Source organism: Phytohabitans sp. LZ39 (assembly GCF_059359075.1).
The window spans coordinates 476127-493046 of record NZ_JCADBM010000002.1; the positions used below are offsets into that span (position 1 = coordinate 476127).

The window sequence follows — 16920 nt, forward strand, 5'->3', positions numbered from 1 at the left end:
GGTCACAGATGCCGGCATGGACCAGGTGTAACCGCCGCCACAGGGGAATGATGTAGGTCGTGAGCGCGCAACGGATCCTTGTGGTGGGTGCCGGCCACGTCGGCCTGTACGCGGCCCTGCGTATGTCCAAGAAGCTCCGGGCGCGCGAGGCCGAGGTGACGGTCGTCGACCCGCAGCCGCACATGACGTATCAGCCGTTCCTGCCCGAGGCGGCGGCCGGAAACATATCCCCGCGACACTCGGTGGTGCCGCTGCGCCGTGAGCTCAAGCACTGCAAGATCGTCTCCGGCGCGGTGACCCGGATCGAGCACAGCCGCAAGACGGCCACCGTGCAGCCGATCATCGGCCCGCCGCTGGAGATCGAGTACGACCAGATCATCGTGGCGCCCGGCTCGGTCTCCCGCACGCTGCCGATCCCCGGGCTGCGCGAGCACGGCATCGGCTTCAAGACCATCGGTGAGGCCATCTACCTGCGCAACCACGTGCTCGACCGGCTCGACGTGGCGGCCGTCACCACCGACCCGGAGACGCGGCGCCGGGCGCTGACGTTCGTCTTCGTCGGCGGTGGATACGCGGGCATCGAGGCACTCGCCGAGATGGAAGACATGTCCCGCGACGCGCTCAAGTACTACCCGGAGCTCAACGTCGGGGACATGCACTGGGTGCTCGTCGAGGCGACCCAGCGGGTGCTGCCCGAGGTCGACCGCGACATGGGCGCGTACACGGTGCAGCAGCTCCTCAAGCGCGGCCTCGACATCCGCCTCGACACCCGGCTCGAGTCCTGTGTAGACGGCGTGGTGAAGCTCTCCGACGGAGACAGCTTCGCCTCCGACACGATCGTCTGGACGGCCGGCGTCAAGCCCTCGCCGATGCTCGACAACACCGACCTGCCCCGCGACGACCGGCGGCGGATCACCTGCCTGCCGACGCTCCAGGTGGTCGACGGCGACACGGTGGTCGAGGGCGCCTGGAGCGCCGGCGACTGCGCGGCCGTGCCCGACCTCACCGGCCCGCCCGGCACCTTCTGCTCGCCCAGCGCCCAGCACGCGGTACGCCAGGCCGTGCGGATGGCCGACAACATCCGCGCGGTCATCCGGGGCAAGGAGCCGGTGCCCTACAAGCACAAGCACGTGGGCAGCGTCGCCAGCCTGGGCCTGCACAAGGGCGTGGCGCAGGTCTACGGCATCAAGCTCAAGGGCCCGCTCGCCTGGTTCATGCACCGCACCTACCACGTCAGCCGGATCCCGTCGTTCAACCGCAAGGTGCGCGTGGTGATCGACTGGACGCTCGCCTTCTTCCTGCGCCGCGAGGTGGTGGCGCTGGGCCAGCTGCACGACCCGCGCGACGAGTTCACCGAAGTGACCCCGAAGGTCGGCTAACCAGAAAATGTGAGCTACCGCGACGTCCGTCGTGGTCCGGACCGCTGCTCCCGCGGCCTCACCCATCCGCTGCTGGTCGCGGTCGTTGGGCTTGCCGCGCGGAGTCGGCAGCGCAGGTCGGGGATTTCGGCTCGCTCCGCGAGCCGCCGGCCTGTGCGGTCTCCGGCGGGAGCGGCGGTCCGCCGCTGACGCGGACCCGGGCACGTCTTGTCAAGGAAGGCCGGCTAGCCCACCTTCCAGGTCCAGGCGTCGGCGATCTTCGTGCTGGGACCGAGGAGTGCCTCCAGCGTGGCCACCAGGTCTTCGCGGTGCGGCTGGTCCGCGGCCACGGCGACGCAGGAGGCGCCCCAGAAGGCGATGTCGTCGCGCGCCGCCCGGCGTTGCGGCTCGCCGATCTCGGGCCGGCCGCCCTGCCTCGCCACGAGTGCCAGCAGCTGCGAAGTGGGCCGCTTGTACGTGCCCATCGATGCCCGCCCGCCCCTGCCGTACGGCCCGATGAAGAAACCCTCGGGCAGGCCGAACTCGGCGTTGGCCGCCGCCGCCCACCGCATCGCCCACGGCTCCGGCGGCGTCGGCACGGGAACCGGCACGAGCACCCCGCCCGGCTTGACGCACTCCCGCCAGTGGCCGCCGGTGATGAACTGTGGCAGCGGCGGGCGGTCCTCTGTGGGCAGCGGCTTCGGGAAGATCGCGAGTAGCGACACCACGACCGCGGCCGGCACGAGCAGGCGTACCGGACGGGAGGCGTGCGCCCGCGCCCGGTCGACCGCGATCACCAGCAGCATCGCCACGAGCGGGAGCAGCGCGAGCGCGAAGCGCATCGGCAGCGCGCCCTCGATCACCGGCAGCCCGACCAGCGCCATGTACGGCCCGGGGATGCTCGTACGCTCGCCGTCGATCACCAGCTTGGGCCCGAGTGACAGCCAGGTCATCACGAGTGCGGCCCCGGCGATCGCGCGCACCAGCGGCTCGCGGACCAGCCAGATCAGGCAGCCAACGGCGACCAGGACCAGTGGCCAGCCGAGAAACGTGTTGTACTCTGCGGCTCCCGTGGAGAGCCGGGCCGACTCGGGCGAACCGAGCACCGACAGCGGCGAGATGGCGGTGAAGCTGAGCACGTCGGCGGAGAAGAAGTAGGCGCTGAAGACGCCGTTGGGCACGCTGCCCGGTCCCTTGAACTGGAACCACAGCGGGTAGATCAGTGCCGCGCCGGCCACCGAGACGGCGATCACCATGCCGGCCACGAACTTCGGCAGCACCCGGCGGGCCTGCTCGCGCCGGGCCAGGCCGTATCCGATCACGAAGATCACCATGGTCAGCGCGGTGAGGAACAGGACCTCCTCGCCGACGAAGACCTGGAAGGTCACGACGGCGGCCAGCCAGAGCGCGGAGGTCAGCACCCGGCGGCGGTCGACGCCCTCCGGCCGTGCCGCCGGGTCGGCAGCCCGCGCCAGCCGGATCACCAGCCACACCATCACCGGCACCAGCCACTGGGCGGTCATGTGGAGGTGGCTGTTGTTTTGCGAGATGATGCCCGGCCCGAAGCCGCACAGCCCGGCGCCGAGCGCCGCCGCCGGCCGGCTGCCGCGCAGCACGCGGGTGAAGAAGAAGTACCAGGCGATGGCGGTGCCGGCGAGGTTGGCGCCGGCGATGACCGCGAACGTGACCGGTACCCCGAACGCCAGCGTGACCGGCGTCAGGACGGTGCCGAGCGCGATCACCGTGGTGTTGTTGAGCATGTTGACGCCGTCCGGCGCGTTGAGCCGGTCGGTCAGCAGGCCCCAGTCGCCGAACGCGAACTTGGTGTCCGCGGCCAGAAACCACTCGTAGAGGGTCTGGTCTTCGGGGTTGAGCGCGAGCACCCGGCCGTTGGGGTTGGGCCAGAGCCCGTGCGTGATCCAGGCGGCGAGCGCCACGAACGCGAGGCAGACCAGCGCGTCCCACACATGTGACCTGGCTAGCGCGGCCAGTCTCGTGCGCAGCGAACCGATCGCGTCGGCCGTGCGGGGGGAGGTGGCCGGAGTGCTGGCATGTGCCTCGCCGGTGGCAGATTGCGCGGCGCGGGCTGTGCTGGTCACGCGCTCGACCCTAATGCCCGGTCCGGCGTGCGGGTGCGCCCCGGTGGGCGTGGACCCGCTACCGTGGCATTCTGCACGACATTTCTCCCTACGCCGGCCCGGGTGGTGGAACGGCAGACACGGCCGCCTTAAAAGCGGCTGCCGCGAGGCATGCGGGTTCGAGTCCCGCCCCGGGCACAGGACTCGCGGCCGGCCGCGAGGCATGCGGCTTCGAATCCCGGCAGCACCTTCCCCAGGCACACCTCGGCGGCGCACTTACCCAGCCCTCTCACCGTTTGTCGCGATTGGCGTTTACCCTTGGTGGGGCACGAAGCGGTGCACAAACCCTGTCAGGGAGGCTTGACGTGAAGACTTCCAACCCGGTGCTGGCACGGCTCGGCCAGGCGGCCGAGCGCGAGCGGGCTGCCGGGTACGCCCCGGTCGGTCAGTACGGTCAGCCCGGTTACGACTCGGCGTACCCGACGACCGACTATCCGGCGGCTCCCCCCACTGTGCGGCCGATGACGGTCGACGACGTCGTCGTCAAGACCGTCGCGCTGCTCGGCATCACCGGCATCTCGGCCGGGGCCGCATGGGCGCTGATCCCCGACTCCCTGGCCCCCGCGGCCTGGATCGGCGCGGCGCTGATCGGTCTCGTGCTCGGCCTGATCATCTCCTTCTCCCGGATGGCCAACCCCGCACTGGTCGTGGCCTACGCGGTGTTCGAAGGCGTCTTCGTCGGCATGGTGAGCAAGGCGTACGAGACGTTTTTCGACGGCATCGTGCTCCAGGCGGTCACCGCCACGTTCGGCGTCTTCTTCCTGATGGCGATCCTCTACAAGATCCGTGCGATCCGGGCCACCCCCCGGTTCATCCGCGGCGTCGTGGCGGCGATGGCCGGCCTCTTCGCCGTCATGCTGATCAACTTGGTGCTCGCGCTCTTCGACATCAACACCGGGCTGCGCGACGGCAGCCCACTCGCGATCGGCTTCAGCCTCGTCTGCATCGTGGTGGCCTCGCTGAGCTTCATCCTCAGCTTCCACGAGGTCGAGGAGGGCGTGCGGATGGGTCTGCCGCAGCGCTACTCCTGGGTGGCGGCGTTCGGCATCCTGGTCAGCCTGATCTGGCTCTACCTGGAGATGCTGCGCCTCATCAGCTACTTCCAAGGCGACGACTGACGGTTTGGCAGTATGCGAGGGCGTCCCCGGCATCCGGGGGCGCCCTCGGCGTATGCGGGAGGAGTCACGAATGGATCTCCAGCGGGCGGTGGACCTCTTCGTCGGTCAGACCGGGCACTGGACGGCATCCCGCTGGGCACAGCCGGCCGGGCCGGGAGGCACCCGGGGCGACCTGACGCACGGCCTCGTGCAGCGGATCGCCGACCGCGCCGCCGACGCCGATGGCCAGCCGCGCCGCCCTGTGCCGCGGCTCGTCGCCGATCCCACGCTGACCGACCAGCTGCGTGTGGTCGCCGCCGACCTGCTCGCCGCCACCCCACCCGAGGCGGTCACCGCCGCGGCAGCCGCGGACGTCGAGGCGGTACGCGCCGCGCTCAGCTAGTGCGGTGACGGCATCCGCGTCGCCAGGCCGTCGAGGACGACCTCCAGGGCGTACGCGAACTTGTTTTCCCGGACCTCGGCGGGGTCGAGCGTGGTGTCCGGCTTGCCCGTCGCCATGTGCGGATAGTCCGCGACCGCCTCCTGGGCGGCGGGCATCAGGCGGGCCAGGAAACCGGCCTCGGTCTCACCTGAGCGGGCGACCGTGGTGAGCCAGGCGGCCTCGGTGGTGCTCATGCCGATCACGTACGACAGCAGGGTGTCGATCGCGCCGCTCGGCGCCGGAAAGCCGGCCTCGGTGAAGAGCGCCGCCAGCCACTCGGCGAACGACATGAGGTTTGGCCCGAGGTAGGCGAGCCCCGCCTGGCTGAGCATCGGGGGCAGCCAGGGGTGGCGCAGTGCCGTCGCGCGAAACGACCGGGCGGCCTCCGCGGCGGCGGCGCGCCAGCCCAGCGCGCCGGCGTCCGGCATGGTGATCTCGCCGAAGACCTCGTCGACCGCCAGCTCCACCAGCTCGTCCTTGGTCGCCACGTGCCGGTAGAGCGAGGTCGCGCCGGCGTTCAGCCGGGCGCCGAGCTTGCGCATGCTCAGCGCCTCGATGCCTTCGGCGTCCAGCATCGCGATCGCCTCGCGGACGATCGACGCCCGGCTGAGCGCGGGCTGGTCGAGCTCCGACTCCCGCCGGGCCCACACGGACGGGATCGGCTTCGTCTTGGCGGCCATGGCGACTCCCTCTCCTGCGTACAACGTTCGCCGCCAGCGTACACAAATTCAGTCTTGCGCACACTGTTCCGTCCTGCGTACAGTGTTCGCATCACGGGAACGACGTACGCAGGCCGAAAGGAAGCCGCCATGCAAACCCGCAATCCACACCGCTGGTGGATCCTCGTCGTGCTGTGCCTCAGCAGCCTGGTCCTGGTCGTCGACGGCATGGCACTGACCGTCGCGGTGCCGGCGATGACCGAAGATCTCGGCGCGAGCGCGCAGGACACCCAGTGGATCCTCGACTCGTACATCCTGGTTTTCGCCGGGCTCTTGCTGACCTCGGGCAGCCTTGGCGACCAGTTCGGCCGGCGAAAGGTGATGTTGATCGGCCTGGTGCTGTTCGGGACGGCGTCACTCGGGGCGATGTTCGTCGCCAACCCCGGCGAGATGATCGCCCTCCGGGTCGCGATGGGCATCGGCGGCGCACTGATCATGCCGTCCACGCTGTCGATCCTGATCACGGTCTTCGACGAGGCCGAGCGCGGCAAGGCGATGGCGGCGTGGGGCTCGGTGTCGATGCTCGGCCTGGTCGGCAGCCCGGTGCTCGGCGGCGTGCTGATCGACCACTTCTCCTGGCAGGCGATCTTCCTGATCAACGTGCCGGTCGTGGCCCTCGCCATCCTGGCCGGCGTGCTCCTGATGCCGGAGTCGAGGGGGCCGTGGCAGAAGCCGGACCCGCTCGGTGCGGTGCTCTCCGCGGTCGGCATGACCGCCCTGGTGTGGTGGATCATCGAGCTGCCCAAGCACGGCGCGTTCGGCGAGCGCTCGGGCATCGTGCTGGCGGTCGCGGTCGTCGCGGTGGTCGGCTTCGTGATCTGGGAGAACGTCACGCCCGCGCCGATGGTCCCGCTGGTGCTCTTCAAGCACCGCAACTTCAGCGGCGGCTCGCTCTCGCTGGCTCTGCTTCAGATCGGCAACGGCGGCCTGCTGCTCGTGCTGACGCAGTATCTACAGTTCGTCCTCGGTTACTCGCCGATCAAGGCGGGCTTGGCGTTCGTGCCACTGGCGGTCGCCGCGCTGGCCGGCAACGCGGTCGGCGCGAGCACCGCCGCCAAGTTCGGCAACCGCCCGGTGGTGCTGGTCGGGATGCTCGTGATGGCCTCGTCGTTCGTCCTGCTGACCACGGTCTCGCCGGACACCGGCTTCGCCCTCCCGGCGATCGCGCTGGGCATGCTCGGCCTCGGCGCCGGCATGGCGATGCCGGCCGCGATCGGCGCGCTGATGGGCACCATCCCGCCGGAGCAGGCGGGCGTCGGCTCGGCCCTGAACGACACGATCCAGCAGGCCGGCACCGCCCTCGGCATCGCGATCCTCGGCTCGCTGCTCACCAGCGGCTACGCCAGCGACATGCCGGCGGGCACGCCGGAGCAGGCGCGGCAGTCGATCGCCGGCGCACTGGCCCTCGGCGACAGCGGCCTGGCCAGCGCCGCCCGCGAAGCCTTCGTCTCGTCGATGTCGGTGACCTTCATGATCGCCGCGGTGGGCGTGCTGGCCGCCGCGATCCTGTCCACAGTGGTCATGCGCGACGCCAGGCGCCAGCCCACCCCGACACCCGAGGAGCCGAAGGACCTGGAACTCGTAGCCTGACGACCATCCACAAAGGCCGGCGCCCCAGGGAGGGCGCCGGCCTCCCCGCGCGATGAGCAAGGCGGGGCGGGGCGGGGCGAGGCGGGCGAGGGGCAGGGTGGGCTTGGGGCGCGGAGGTGGCAGCGGAGGGCGGGGGTTTCGGCGAGCCCTGCGAGCCGCCGGCCTCCGCGGTCTCCGGCGGGAGCGGCGGTCCGCGGGTGACGCGGACCCGGGAAATGGAAGTGGGTTTTAGCTGAGGCGCTCCACGACCATCGCCATCCCTTGGCCGCCGCCGACGCACATGGTCTCCAGGCCGATGGTCTTGTCGTGCCAGTCGAGTGCGTTGAGGAGCGTGCCGGTGATCCGCGCGCCGGTCATGCCGAACGGGTGGCCGACCGCGATCGCGCCGCCCATCACGTTCAGCTTTTCCAGCGGGATGTCCAGGTCGCGGTAGGAGGGGATGACCTGAGCGGCGAACGCCTCGTTGATCTCGACAAGGTCGACGTCGTCGATGGTCATGCTGGCGCGCTTGAGTGCCTGCTTGGAGGCCTCCACGGGGCCGAGGCCCATGATCTCCGGGGACAGCGCGGTGACGCCGGTCGAGACGATGCGGGCCAGCGGGGTGATGCCGAGCTCGCGGGCGCGTGTCTCGCTCATCACGACCACGGCGGCGGCGCCGTCGTTGAGCGGGCAGCAGTTGCCGGCGGTGATGCGGCCGTCCGGGCGGAAGACCGGCTTGAGCCCCGCCACGCCCTCCAGGGTCACGCCGGGCCGCGGGCCGTCGTCGGCGCTCACCACCTCGCCCGAGGGGACCGTCACCGGCGTGATCTCGCGGGCCCAGAAGCCGTCCGCGATCGCCTTCTCCGCGAGCTGCTGGCTGCGCACGCCGAACTCGTCCATGTCTTCGCGCGTCACGCCCTTGATCTGGGCGAGGTTTTCCGCGGTCTGGCCCATCGCGAGGTAGATGTCGGGCAGGTCGCCGGCCTCGCGCGGGTCTTCCCACACCGGCGCGCCGGCCTGCGCGCGCTCGGTCGAGCGGGCCCGCGCCTTGTCGTAGCGCGGGTTTTCCCAGCCGCCGCCGACGAGTGCCTGCGCCTCGGGTGGCAGTGCGTCGGAGCTGCCGCGCGCGTAGCGGGAGACGCACTCGACGCCCGCCGAGACGAAGACGTCGCCCTCGCCGGCCGCGATCGCGTGGAACGCCATCCGCGTGGTCTGGAGCGAAGACGCGCAGTATCGGGTCAGCGTGGCGCCGGGCAGCCGGTCGTAGCCGAGCAGGGTGGCGACGACGCGGGCCATGTTGAAGCCCTGCTCGCCGCCGGGCAGGCCGCAGCCCAGGTAGAGGTCGTCGATCTCGGCGGGGTCGAGCTGGGGCACCTTGTCGAGCGCGGCGCGCACGATGGTGGCGGCCAGGTCGTCGGGGCGGACCTCGCGCAGCGAACCCTTGTGTGCCCGGCCGATGGGGGAGCGGGCGGTGGCGACGATGACGGCGTTCGGCATACCCACCACCCTACTTGCCGGTAACTTCAGCGGGAAGTGGGGACCGCCGCGCGGATCACCGCTGGCAGCAGCGCGTGTGCCCAAACCCGGTAGCCGTCGGCGGAGGGGTGGAAGCCGTCGTAGCAGAGCGTGCCCGCGTCGGCCCGGAACACCGCGCCGGTCTCGCCCGCCAGGTCGACCACGGTGCCGCCGGCCGCGCGCACGGCCCTGGCCTGTGCCCGCGCCATCCGGCGCCCCAGCCAGCCGGTGACCTGGCGCAGGGGCGGGGCGATCGCGCGGACGGCGCCGAGGTCGGGACAGGTGCCGACGACCACCTCGACGCCCGCGTCGCGGAGCCGCCGCACGGCCGCGCCGAGGTAGGCCGCGGACTCGGTGGGGCGGCGCAGCGAGGTCGCGTCGTTGGCACCGATCAGGATCACGGCCACGTCGGGACGGCCGCCGAGCAGCGCCCGCGCCACCTGGGTGGCCAGATCCGTGGAACGCGAGCCGGACACGCCCACGCTCGACAGCTGCACATGACGGGCCGGCAGGCTGGGCGAGCCGTCGGCGAGCAGCGTGGCGAGCTGACCGCCGACCGTGTCGGCGAGCTGCTCGACGCCGACGCCGAGTGAGGACGAGTCGCCCATCAGCACAAGCCGCAGCGCCGGGGCGCTCTGCGGGCCCATCGTGGTGCGCAGCGCCAGCCCCATCTCCGGCTGCGCGTATCGCCGGTTGCGGGCGATGACTGCCTCGCCGGCCAGCAGCGCGGCGCCACCGACCGTCCCGGCGATCATCGTGATCACCGTCGCGCGGCCGAGCCGTCGCGCCATGGGCATGCCGTCGTCCTCTCGTATCGCTCGGATCTGTCCTACCCGCTGGCCCGCCGCTCAGTCTCGCTCGGTGCCGCTCGGGACGGACCTTTCCAAGGGTACGGCGGCATCGACCGGGGTCTCGGGCTCGTCGGTGCGCGGGTGGCCGAACCACGCCGAGCGCCGCCGCAGCTGAGCCCAGCGGCCCTCGGGACCGCGGTCGCGGCCGGCCACCTGTGCCCCGCTGACCTCGGTGCCGGGCTGGCGGGCGGCCTCCTGCGCGGCCCGCGGCAGCGAGCGCACGCTCTCGTCGGCCGCCAGCCCCACGCGCCGCTCCTCGGCCGCGCCCAGCGCCGCCAGCACCGTGGGCAGCAGGGCGGCGGCCGCCACCGCGTAGCCGTCCGCGGACGGGTGGAAGTGGTCCCACGAGAAGAACCTGGTCGGCTCGGCCGAGAAGCGGGGGCCGAGCAGGTCGCCGAGCGAGACAGTCCAGCCGCCCGCCTCGACCACCGCCACCGTCTGCGCGGCCGCGAGCTGGCGGCTCCAGTAGCGGGTCAGCCACCGCAGCGGCGGCTTGATCGGCCGGATCGTGCCCAGGTCGGGGCAGGTGCCGACGACCACCTCGGCGCCCGCCGCGCGCAGGTCGCGGACCGCGTTGACGAGGTGGCGGACGGCGGTGCTGGTGGTGGCGCGGTGGGTGACGTCATTGCCGCCCACCAGGATGATCGCGACGTCGGGCTCGACCTCCAGCGCGGCCTCGACCTGCCGGCCGAGCCCCGCCGACATCGCACCCACCACGGCGTAGCGATGCAGGCGCACCGGCCGGCGCAGCCGCCGGGATACGCCGGTGGCGAGCATCGCGCCAGGAGTCTCGCGCGGGCGGTGCACCCCGTAGCCGGCGGCGGAGGAGTCGCCGAGCACCACCATCGTGATCGGCTTGCCGGGCAGCCGGGGGCCGTAGACACCGTCACCGCGCGGTGGCGGCGCCTCGGCCTGCGGAATCACCCTCCGGGCCGCCTTGGCCTGCCCGACGATCACACCGGCACTCACCACCACCGTGGCACCGGCCAGGCCCGCACCGACCGCCGCAGCCTTGGCAACCTTCCACGTGTTCATCAGCGCCCCCCGCCGAATACCCACTGAGGTTTACGAGGTTATCGCGACAGCGCCGCACGGCCGGGGCTTGCGGCCACGCTTGGGGTTTGTCGCGGCGGGGCACTATGAGCGAATGGGTAGGACCTTGAATCGCACGGCGGCGTTCACCGCGCTGGGCCGGGCGCTGACGGCGAGGGCGCGGGGCGGCCCCTCGGTGGGCGCGCGCCTTGCCGCCCTCCCGCGCATGGTGTGGGCCACGATCACGGGCCGCTACGACGGCGGCGTGCGACTGGCGATGATGGTGGCCGCGACGGCGTACGTGGCGTCGCCGATCGACCTCGTGCCCGAGGCGTTCCTGCTCCTGGTCGGCCTCATCGACGACGCCGTGGTGATCGCCTGGCTGGCGGGCGCGATCCTGGCGGAGACCGAGCGGTTCATCGAGTGGGACGCCGCGCGACGGAGCGTCATCCACGGGCACGTAGTCTGACCAGGTGCGCTACTACGACAACGTCGTCGAGTTGATCGGCAACACCCCGCTGGTCAGGCTGCGAAACGTCGCCGCCGGCATCGAGGCCATGGTGCTTGCCAAGATCGAGTATGTGAATCCGGGCGGCTCGGTCAAGGACCGCATCGCGCTCAAGATGGTGGAGGATGCGGAGGCCGCCGGCCTACTCAAAGAGGGCGGCACGATCGTCGAGCCGACCAGCGGTAACACCGGCGTCGGCCTCGCACTCGTCGCGCAGCTGCGTGGATACCGCTGCGTGTTCGTCTGTCCTGACAAGGTGAGCCAGGACAAGCAGGACGTGCTCCGGGCGTACGGCGCGGAGGTGGTGGTCTGCCCCACCGCGGTCGCTCCCGAGGATCCCCGCTCGTACTACAACGTCTCCGACCGGCTGGCCCGCGAGATCCCCGGCGCGTGGAAGCCCAACCAGTACGCCAACCCGGCCAACCCCCGCTCGCACTACGAGACCACCGGCCCCGAGCTGTGGGAGCAGACCGGGGGACGGATCACGCACTTCGTGGCGGGCGTCGGCACCGGCGGCACGATCTCGGGCGCGGGCCGCTACCTCAAGGAGGTCTCCGGCGGCGCGGTCCGCGTCATCGGCGCCGACCCGGAGGGCTCGGTCTACTCCGGCGGCACCGGCCGGCCATACCTCGTGGAGGGCGTCGGCGAAGACTTCTGGCCGGAGACCTACGACCGCGAGATCTGCGACGAGATCGTCAAGGTGTCCGACAAGGTGTCGTTCGACCTCACCCGGCGACTCGCCCGCGAGGAGGGCCTGCTGGTCGGCGGCTCGTGCGGGATGGCGGCCCAGGCGGCACTCGAGGTCGCCAGCCGCGCCAAGCCCGGCGACGTGGTGGTCGTGCTGCTGCCGGACGGCGGCCGCGGCTACCTCTCCAAGATCTTCAACGACGAGTGGATGGCCCGCTACGGCTTCCTCGACACCGGCAGCGCCGAGCCGACGGTGCTGGACGCGCTCTCCGCCAAGCCCGGCGGGATGCCGTCGCTGGTCCACGTACACCCGACCGAGACGGTCCGCGACGCGATCGACTACATGCGCGAGTACGGCGTCTCCCAACTTCCCGTGCTCAAGGCCGAGCCCCCGGTCGTCACCGGCGAGGTGGCCGGCTCGATCGCGGAAAAGGACCTGCTCGACGCGCTCTTCACCGGCCAGGCCCACCTGCACGACACCATCGAGCGGCACATGGGTCCGGCACTGCCGATGGTCGGCGGCGGCCAGCCGGTGAACGAGGCGGTGCGCCTACTGGAAAAGTCGGACGCCGCGCTCGTGCTGGTCGACGGCAAGCCCCAAGGGGTGCTCACCCGCCAGGACCTGCTCGCCCACCTCGGGGCGCGCTAGTCACGTCGCTTCCGGCCCGCGGCGTTCCAATCCAAAAGCGAAAGATTTGGGCTACCGCGACGTCCGCGGTGGTCCGGACCGCTGCTCCCGCGGCCTCACCCTCCGCGTGACACGACCAACCCGAGGACCGCTAAGGCGGCATCGGAGGGGTTGAGGGGTGACCGCGACCGGCAGCGGATGGGTGAGGCCGCGGGAGCGACGGAGAGCGACCACGACGGACGTCGCGGCAGCTCAAATCTCTAGCGCCCCAGCTCTGCCGGGACGGTGACGACGTCGACAAGCGCGCCCTTGCGGAGGACGGTGACCGGCAGGCGGGTGCCGATCGCCGGGCCGAGCATGAGGCGCTGGAGGGCCTGGACGTTGGAGACCGGGCGCCCGCCGGCCGACAGGATCACGTCGCCGAGGTAGATGCCCGCCACGCCGGCGGGGCTGCCGGGCACGACCTCGACCACGCGCAGGCCGACCTTCTGGCCGAGGCGCTCGGCGAGGGCGGGTGGGAGCGGCACCGGCGCGCCGGCCACGCCCAGCCAGGCCCGGCGGACCCGCCGGTTGGAGACGAGCTCGCCGATGATCTGGCGGGTGGTGGAGTTGATCGGCACGGCCAGGCCCAGGCCGAATCCGGCCACCGCCGTGTTGACGCCCACCACCCGGCCGGCCGAGTCGGCCAGCGCGCCGCCGGAGTTGCCCGGGTTGAGGGCGGCGTCGGTCTGGATCACGTCGTCGATCAGGCGCATGTTGCGGCCGTCGCGGGCCGGTATCGAACGGCCGAGGCCGGACACCACGCCGGCGGTGACCGAGCCGGCAAGGCCCATGGGGTTACCCACCGCTACGACGAGCTGGCCGATCCGGAGGCGGTCGGCGTCGCCCAGCTCGGCCGGGGGCGCGCCGGGCGCGTGCGCCCGGAGGACGGCCAGGTCGGACAGGGGGTCGGCGCCCACCACGTCGAACCGCGTCTCCAGGCCGTCGCCGAAGGTCGCGGTGCCGCCGGTCGCGCCGGCGACCACGTGTGCGCTGGTGAGAAGGAATCCGTCGTCGGTGAAGGTGACCGCCGATCCGGCGCCACCACCGCGTGGGGTGCGTACCGCCAGGGCGGCCACGCTCGGCAACACTCGCTCGGCCACACCCGTGACGACCTGCGAGTATGCGTCGAGCGCCGCTCGTTCGACTTCGCGTTCGGTGCTCATGTCGCACCCAACGCCCGCCGTGTGCCGGTCAATCCCGGGCGGTATCCGCTCTGAGCGAACGCCCCGAAAGTGGCATTCTGGCCGCGTCGCACAAGCTGTCCGATCACACCCCTTGTCGACCCCGTTGACTAAGCGTGGCTCCCGAGAGGGGGGACGGACGGATGGTCAGCATTGACCACACGGAGCCGACCGACGTGGTGGATCGCCTGCTCTGGCGGGACGCACAGACCATGCTCGGCCGGCACGCACAACCCGACCATGACAGCAAGTGTGTCTGGTGCGGCTCGCAGTGGCCGTGTCCGCCCAGGCGACTCGCGCAACGCGCCGAGGCGGCATCCCGCCGGCCCTGGCGCGAGTCGTGGACGGCACGGCACGACCTGAACGGGCTCCGAGCGCTGCCGAGTTGGCGCGACGACCTGGGCGGACCGGGCCGGTGGGGCCCGACGAACCGCGGCTCCTTCGACTGACCCGACAACACCAATGACCGCATAACCCGCGGTTGACGCCGAGGTGCCCCGCCAGCACACCGGCGCCCCGCAAAGACCCACCCAAGCTTGGAGACCGGCAAGCCTCCGTCGGTCCGGCGCCTCCGGCCAGGCGTTTCCCCCGGTTTGGGTTGGGTACGGCGGGCGAGGGTACGTGATCACCGGTTCCCCCGCATACATCCGGTCGCGTACCCTCGCCCAGCCGATTTTTGGGCATTGTGTGTGGATGCTGATCAGACATCGCGGCAATCAGCCCACCGTCGATCCCACCGCCTACGTCGCACCAAACGCGACCCTCGTGGGAGACGTCCGCGTCGGGCCGCGGGCACGCGTCATGTACGGCGCGACACTCGACGCCGAGGGCGCGTACATCGAGATCGGCGAGGCATGCGTGATCGCCGAAAACGCGGTGCTCCGCGCCACCGCCGTCGCCGACCCGGCCTACCCGGTGATCCTCGGCGACCACGTGTTCGTCTCACCACACGCGACACTGCTGGGCTGCCAGGTCGACCGCTGCGCCTACCTCGCCACCGGCATCACCGTCCTCCAGGGCGCGCGGCTGGAGCCCGGCGCGGTGGTGGCGGTCGGCGCGCTGGTACACGCGCGTACGGTGCTGCCGGCCGAGTACTTCGTGCCGCCGATGTCGGTGGCGGTGGGCGATCCGGTGCGGGTGATCAGCTCGGAGCGCCCCGAGGAGCTCACCGCCGCCGTGCGGGACGTCAACTTCGCGGCCGCGGCCTTCGGGGTGCAGGCGGAGTGGACGGACCGGATCGCGCGGTACGAGCGGATCGCCGAGGTGCGGGTGGCCGAGTTCGCGGCGCACGCGGACGACGAGATGCTCTAAATCAGGCGGTGGGTCTTGCGTCGCGGACATGGCAGCGGTGGCCGGGGATTTCGGCTCGCCCCGCGAGCCGCCGGCCGCCGCGGTCTCCGGCGGGAGCGGCGGCCCGCCGCTGACGCGGACCCGGGAAGTCTGGTTCAAAGGGCTTTCGCGTACCGCACCTGCTGGACCCGCGCGGGGCCGATGTAGTCGTCGCGCTGGCTGCCGTCGGGTGTCCAGCCGCCGCGCTCGTAGAAGCCCCGCGCGTGCGTGTTGTCCGCCAGCACCCACAGCACGGCATGGTGCCAGCCGCACGCGGCCAGCTTGTCCAGCGCGTCGGCCATCAGGGCGCCGCCCAGGCCCCGCCCCTGCGCGTCCGGTGCCACGTGGATCGCGTGCAGGATGCCGGTGTCCGGCTGCTCGTCCGGCCCCAGGTAGGTGAAGCCGACGACGTCGCCACCCTCGGTCGCCACGGTCATCTGGTGGGTGTCGCGCTCGTACCGCCAGCGCTCGGTCCAGTAGTCGACCATGCTGGCCGCCGGTACGGCCTCGAGCGCGGCGGCCGGGACGAAGCCGGCGTACGCAGCCGCGCGCGACCGCACGTGCAGATGCGCGACGGCGGTCAGGTCCCGCTCACCCGCGGATCGGATCGTGAACGCCATTCCGCCGAGGCTATCTGGCGTCGCTGTGGCACCGGCACCCTCATGAGATCTTCCGCCACCACGAGGTCGCCGTCGTAGTGCTCCCGCGCCTCCGCGACGAACCGCGCCGGATCGTCGTACCGCTGCGAGAAGTGGGTGAGCACGAGCCGCCGTACCCCGGACTCCTTGGCGACGCGCGCGGCCTGGGCCGCGGTGAGGTGCCCGACCTGCGCGGCCATCGTGGCGTCCTCGCTCAGGAAGGTCGCCTCGATCACCAGCATGTCGACGCCCTCGGCCAGCGCGAACACGTTGTCGCACAGCCCGGTGTCCATCACGAACGCGAACTTCTGCCCCGGCCGCGGCGCGCTCACCTCGTCGAGGCCCACGCGATGCCCGTCGACGTCGAGGTGCCCGCGCTCGATGAGCTCGCCGACCCGCGGCCCTCCGATGCCGTGCGCGGCGAGGCGCTCGGGCAGCATGCGGCGACCGTCCGGCTCGGTGAGCCGGTACCCGTAGGTCTCGACGGAGTGGTACAGGCGGCGGGCCTCGAGCTGCCCACCGATCGGCCCGTCGCCGGTGACTGGCACCTCGCGGATGTCGGCGTGGTCGTAGAAGCTCGTCGCGTGCCGCAGGCGGGCGAAGAAGTGCGCGCCGCCGGCCGGAAAATGCGCCACGACCGGATGCGGCACCCGGTCGAGCGAGATGCGCTGGATCACTCCAGGCAGGCCCAGGCTGTGGTCACCGTGGAAGTGCGTGACACAGATCCGCGTGACATCCGACGCCGCGACGCCGGCGCGCAGCATCTGGCGCTGGGTGCCCTCGCCCGGGTCGAAGAGGATGCCTTCGCTGTCCCAGCGGAGGAGGTACCCGTTGTGGTTGCGGTGGCGGGTGGGCACCTGGCTCGCGGTGCCGAGGACGACAAGCTCCCGCACTGGTCCTCCTCAGCCCGGATATGCAGCGACCCCCGGGGCTTCCGAACGCGGTCGCGCACGGGCCGGCTGGACTGGGCCGGCACCCCGGGGGTCGGGTGACTGACTTGGTTTCGCCGCACCGCTGTCACACGGTCTCGACGACGTGCTGCGTCAAGGACAGCGGCTAGCGGACAGCCACCTCACGAGTCCTACTGCTACACAAAGCCGGACCACCTCCCTTCCCGTGTACCGCAACGCTATCCACCCCGCCCGCTGGTCGGCAACGCCTATTTCGCCACACCAGCGGCCGGCCT

The 16920-nt window shown here is 71.7% G+C and carries 15 protein-coding genes and 1 tRNA gene; 8 read left to right on the forward strand and 8 right to left on the reverse strand.

Annotation, left to right across the window (positions count from 1 at the left end; genetic code table 11):
• The first annotated feature begins 59 nt into the window (after positions 1 to 59).
• On the forward strand, positions 60 to 1379 hold the full coding sequence (locus tag AC5L36_RS05840) for an NAD(P)/FAD-dependent oxidoreductase (RefSeq protein ID WP_441214305.1): 1320 nt from the start codon (positions 60 to 62) through the stop codon (positions 1377 to 1379).
• A gap of 224 nt (positions 1380 to 1603) precedes the next feature.
• Here AC5L36_RS05840 and AC5L36_RS05845 read toward each other — a convergent pair whose 3' ends face one another.
• Positions 1604 to 3457 (reverse strand): hypothetical protein, encoded by a 1854-nt coding sequence (locus AC5L36_RS05845; RefSeq protein ID WP_441214306.1) that lies wholly within the window; start codon positions 3455 to 3457, stop codon positions 1604 to 1606.
• A 96-nt stretch (positions 3458 to 3553) separates the two neighbouring features.
• Between AC5L36_RS05845 and AC5L36_RS05850 the strand changes: the two genes are divergently transcribed.
• The 3 genes from AC5L36_RS05850 to AC5L36_RS05860 all read left to right on the forward strand — a co-directional run bounded on the left by AC5L36_RS05850 (position 3554) and on the right by AC5L36_RS05860 (position 4996).
• Positions 3554 to 3634, forward strand: a tRNA-Leu gene (locus AC5L36_RS05850).
• A 167-nt stretch (positions 3635 to 3801) separates the two neighbouring features.
• Positions 3802 to 4614, forward strand: a complete 813-nt coding sequence (locus AC5L36_RS05855) for a Bax inhibitor-1/YccA family protein (RefSeq protein WP_441214307.1) — start codon at positions 3802 to 3804, stop codon at positions 4612 to 4614.
• Positions 4615 to 4684: 70 nt separating this feature from the next.
• Complete coding sequence (locus tag AC5L36_RS05860; RefSeq protein WP_441214308.1) at positions 4685 to 4996, forward strand: hypothetical protein; 312 nt, start codon at positions 4685 to 4687, stop codon at positions 4994 to 4996.
• Here AC5L36_RS05860 and AC5L36_RS05865 read toward each other — a convergent pair.
• The gene (locus AC5L36_RS05865) at positions 4993 to 5715 is read right to left on the reverse strand and encodes a TetR/AcrR family transcriptional regulator (RefSeq protein ID WP_441214309.1); all 723 of its coding nucleotides are present in this window, start codon (positions 5713 to 5715) and stop codon (positions 4993 to 4995) included. The genes AC5L36_RS05860 and AC5L36_RS05865 overlap by 4 nt on opposite strands.
• Positions 5716 to 5844: 129 nt before the next feature.
• Here AC5L36_RS05865 and AC5L36_RS05870 point away from each other — a divergent pair, with 129 nt between their 5' ends.
• A complete protein-coding gene (locus AC5L36_RS05870) occupies positions 5845 to 7344 on the forward strand; it encodes an MFS transporter (RefSeq protein ID WP_441214310.1) in 1500 nt (499 codons plus the stop codon).
• A 228-nt stretch (positions 7345 to 7572) separates the two neighbouring features.
• On the opposite strand, the gene AC5L36_RS05875 is transcribed toward AC5L36_RS05870, so the two are convergent.
• Genes AC5L36_RS05875 through AC5L36_RS05885 form a run of 3 tightly spaced genes read right to left on the reverse strand, consistent with a single transcriptional unit; the run spans position 7573 to position 10724 of the window.
• Entirely contained in the window at positions 7573 to 8820 is a 1248-nt protein-coding gene (locus AC5L36_RS05875) for an acetyl-CoA C-acetyltransferase (RefSeq protein ID WP_441214311.1), read from the reverse strand.
• 26 nt (positions 8821 to 8846) lie between these two features.
• Positions 8847 to 9635: an SGNH/GDSL hydrolase family protein gene (locus AC5L36_RS05880; RefSeq protein WP_441214312.1), complete on the reverse strand. Its 789-nt coding sequence runs from the start codon at positions 9633 to 9635 to the stop codon at positions 8847 to 8849.
• A gap of 51 nt (positions 9636 to 9686) precedes the next feature.
• On the reverse strand, positions 9687 to 10724 hold the full coding sequence (locus tag AC5L36_RS05885; protein WP_441214313.1) for an SGNH/GDSL hydrolase family protein: 1038 nt from the start codon (positions 10722 to 10724) through the stop codon (positions 9687 to 9689).
• 112 nt (positions 10725 to 10836) lie between these two features.
• Between AC5L36_RS05885 and AC5L36_RS05890 the strand changes: the two genes are divergently transcribed.
• Both AC5L36_RS05890 and AC5L36_RS05895 read left to right on the forward strand, forming a co-directional pair.
• Complete coding sequence (locus tag AC5L36_RS05890; protein WP_441214314.1) at positions 10837 to 11190, forward strand: YkvA family protein; 354 nt, start codon at positions 10837 to 10839, stop codon at positions 11188 to 11190.
• Between the two features lie 4 nt (positions 11191 to 11194).
• Positions 11195 to 12565, forward strand: coding sequence for a cystathionine beta-synthase (locus AC5L36_RS05895; protein WP_441214315.1), 1371 nt, complete (start codon positions 11195 to 11197; stop codon positions 12563 to 12565).
• Between the two features lie 239 nt (positions 12566 to 12804).
• Here the strand turns inward: AC5L36_RS05895 and AC5L36_RS05900 are convergent, their stop codons facing one another.
• On the reverse strand, positions 12805 to 13749 hold the full coding sequence (locus AC5L36_RS05900; RefSeq protein WP_441214316.1) for a S1C family serine protease: 945 nt from the start codon (positions 13747 to 13749) through the stop codon (positions 12805 to 12807).
• A gap of 711 nt (positions 13750 to 14460) precedes the next feature.
• Between AC5L36_RS05900 and AC5L36_RS05905 the strand changes: the two genes are divergently transcribed.
• Complete coding sequence (locus tag AC5L36_RS05905) at positions 14461 to 15078, forward strand: gamma carbonic anhydrase family protein (protein WP_441214317.1); 618 nt, start codon at positions 14461 to 14463, stop codon at positions 15076 to 15078.
• Positions 15079 to 15212: 134 nt separating this feature from the next.
• Here the strand turns inward: AC5L36_RS05905 and AC5L36_RS05910 are convergent, their stop codons facing one another.
• Together AC5L36_RS05910 and AC5L36_RS05915 are read right to left on the reverse strand one after the other, a co-directional pair.
• Positions 15213 to 15716 carry a GNAT family N-acetyltransferase gene (locus AC5L36_RS05910; protein WP_441214318.1) on the reverse strand — a complete coding sequence of 168 codons (504 nt, stop codon included), beginning with the start codon at positions 15714 to 15716 and terminating at the stop codon, positions 15213 to 15215.
• Complete coding sequence (locus tag AC5L36_RS05915; RefSeq protein WP_441214319.1) at positions 15677 to 16627, reverse strand: ribonuclease Z; 951 nt, start codon at positions 16625 to 16627, stop codon at positions 15677 to 15679. The genes AC5L36_RS05910 and AC5L36_RS05915 overlap by 40 nt, the downstream gene beginning before the upstream one ends.
• Positions 16628 to 16920 lie beyond the last annotated feature (293 nt).

Bases quoted from the DNA above. Each gene is read 5' to 3' on its own strand.
- AC5L36_RS05880 (WP_441214312.1), bottom strand. From the start codon at position 9,635: ATGCCCATGGCGCGACGGCTCGGCCGCGCGACGGTGATCACGATGATC.
- AC5L36_RS05870 (WP_441214310.1), top strand. From the start codon at position 5,845: ATGCAAACCCGCAATCCACACCGCTGGTGGATCCTCGTCGTGCTGTGC.
- AC5L36_RS05910 (WP_441214318.1), bottom strand. From the start codon at position 15,716: ATGGCGTTCACGATCCGATCCGCGGGTGAGCGGGACCTGACCGCCGTC.
- AC5L36_RS05865 (WP_441214309.1), bottom strand. From the start codon at position 5,715: ATGGCCGCCAAGACGAAGCCGATCCCGTCCGTGTGGGCCCGGCGGGAG.
- AC5L36_RS05875 (WP_441214311.1), bottom strand. From the start codon at position 8,820: ATGCCGAACGCCGTCATCGTCGCCACCGCCCGCTCCCCCATCGGCCGG.
- AC5L36_RS05890 (WP_441214314.1), top strand. From the start codon at position 10,837: ATGGGTAGGACCTTGAATCGCACGGCGGCGTTCACCGCGCTGGGCCGG.
- AC5L36_RS05860 (WP_441214308.1), top strand. From the start codon at position 4,685: ATGGATCTCCAGCGGGCGGTGGACCTCTTCGTCGGTCAGACCGGGCAC.
- AC5L36_RS05900 (WP_441214316.1), bottom strand. From the start codon at position 13,749: ATGAGCACCGAACGCGAAGTCGAACGAGCGGCGCTCGACGCATACTCG.
- AC5L36_RS05885 (WP_441214313.1), bottom strand. From the start codon at position 10,724: ATGAACACGTGGAAGGTTGCCAAGGCTGCGGCGGTCGGTGCGGGCCTG.
- AC5L36_RS05905 (WP_441214317.1), top strand. From the start codon at position 14,461: ATGCTGATCAGACATCGCGGCAATCAGCCCACCGTCGATCCCACCGCC.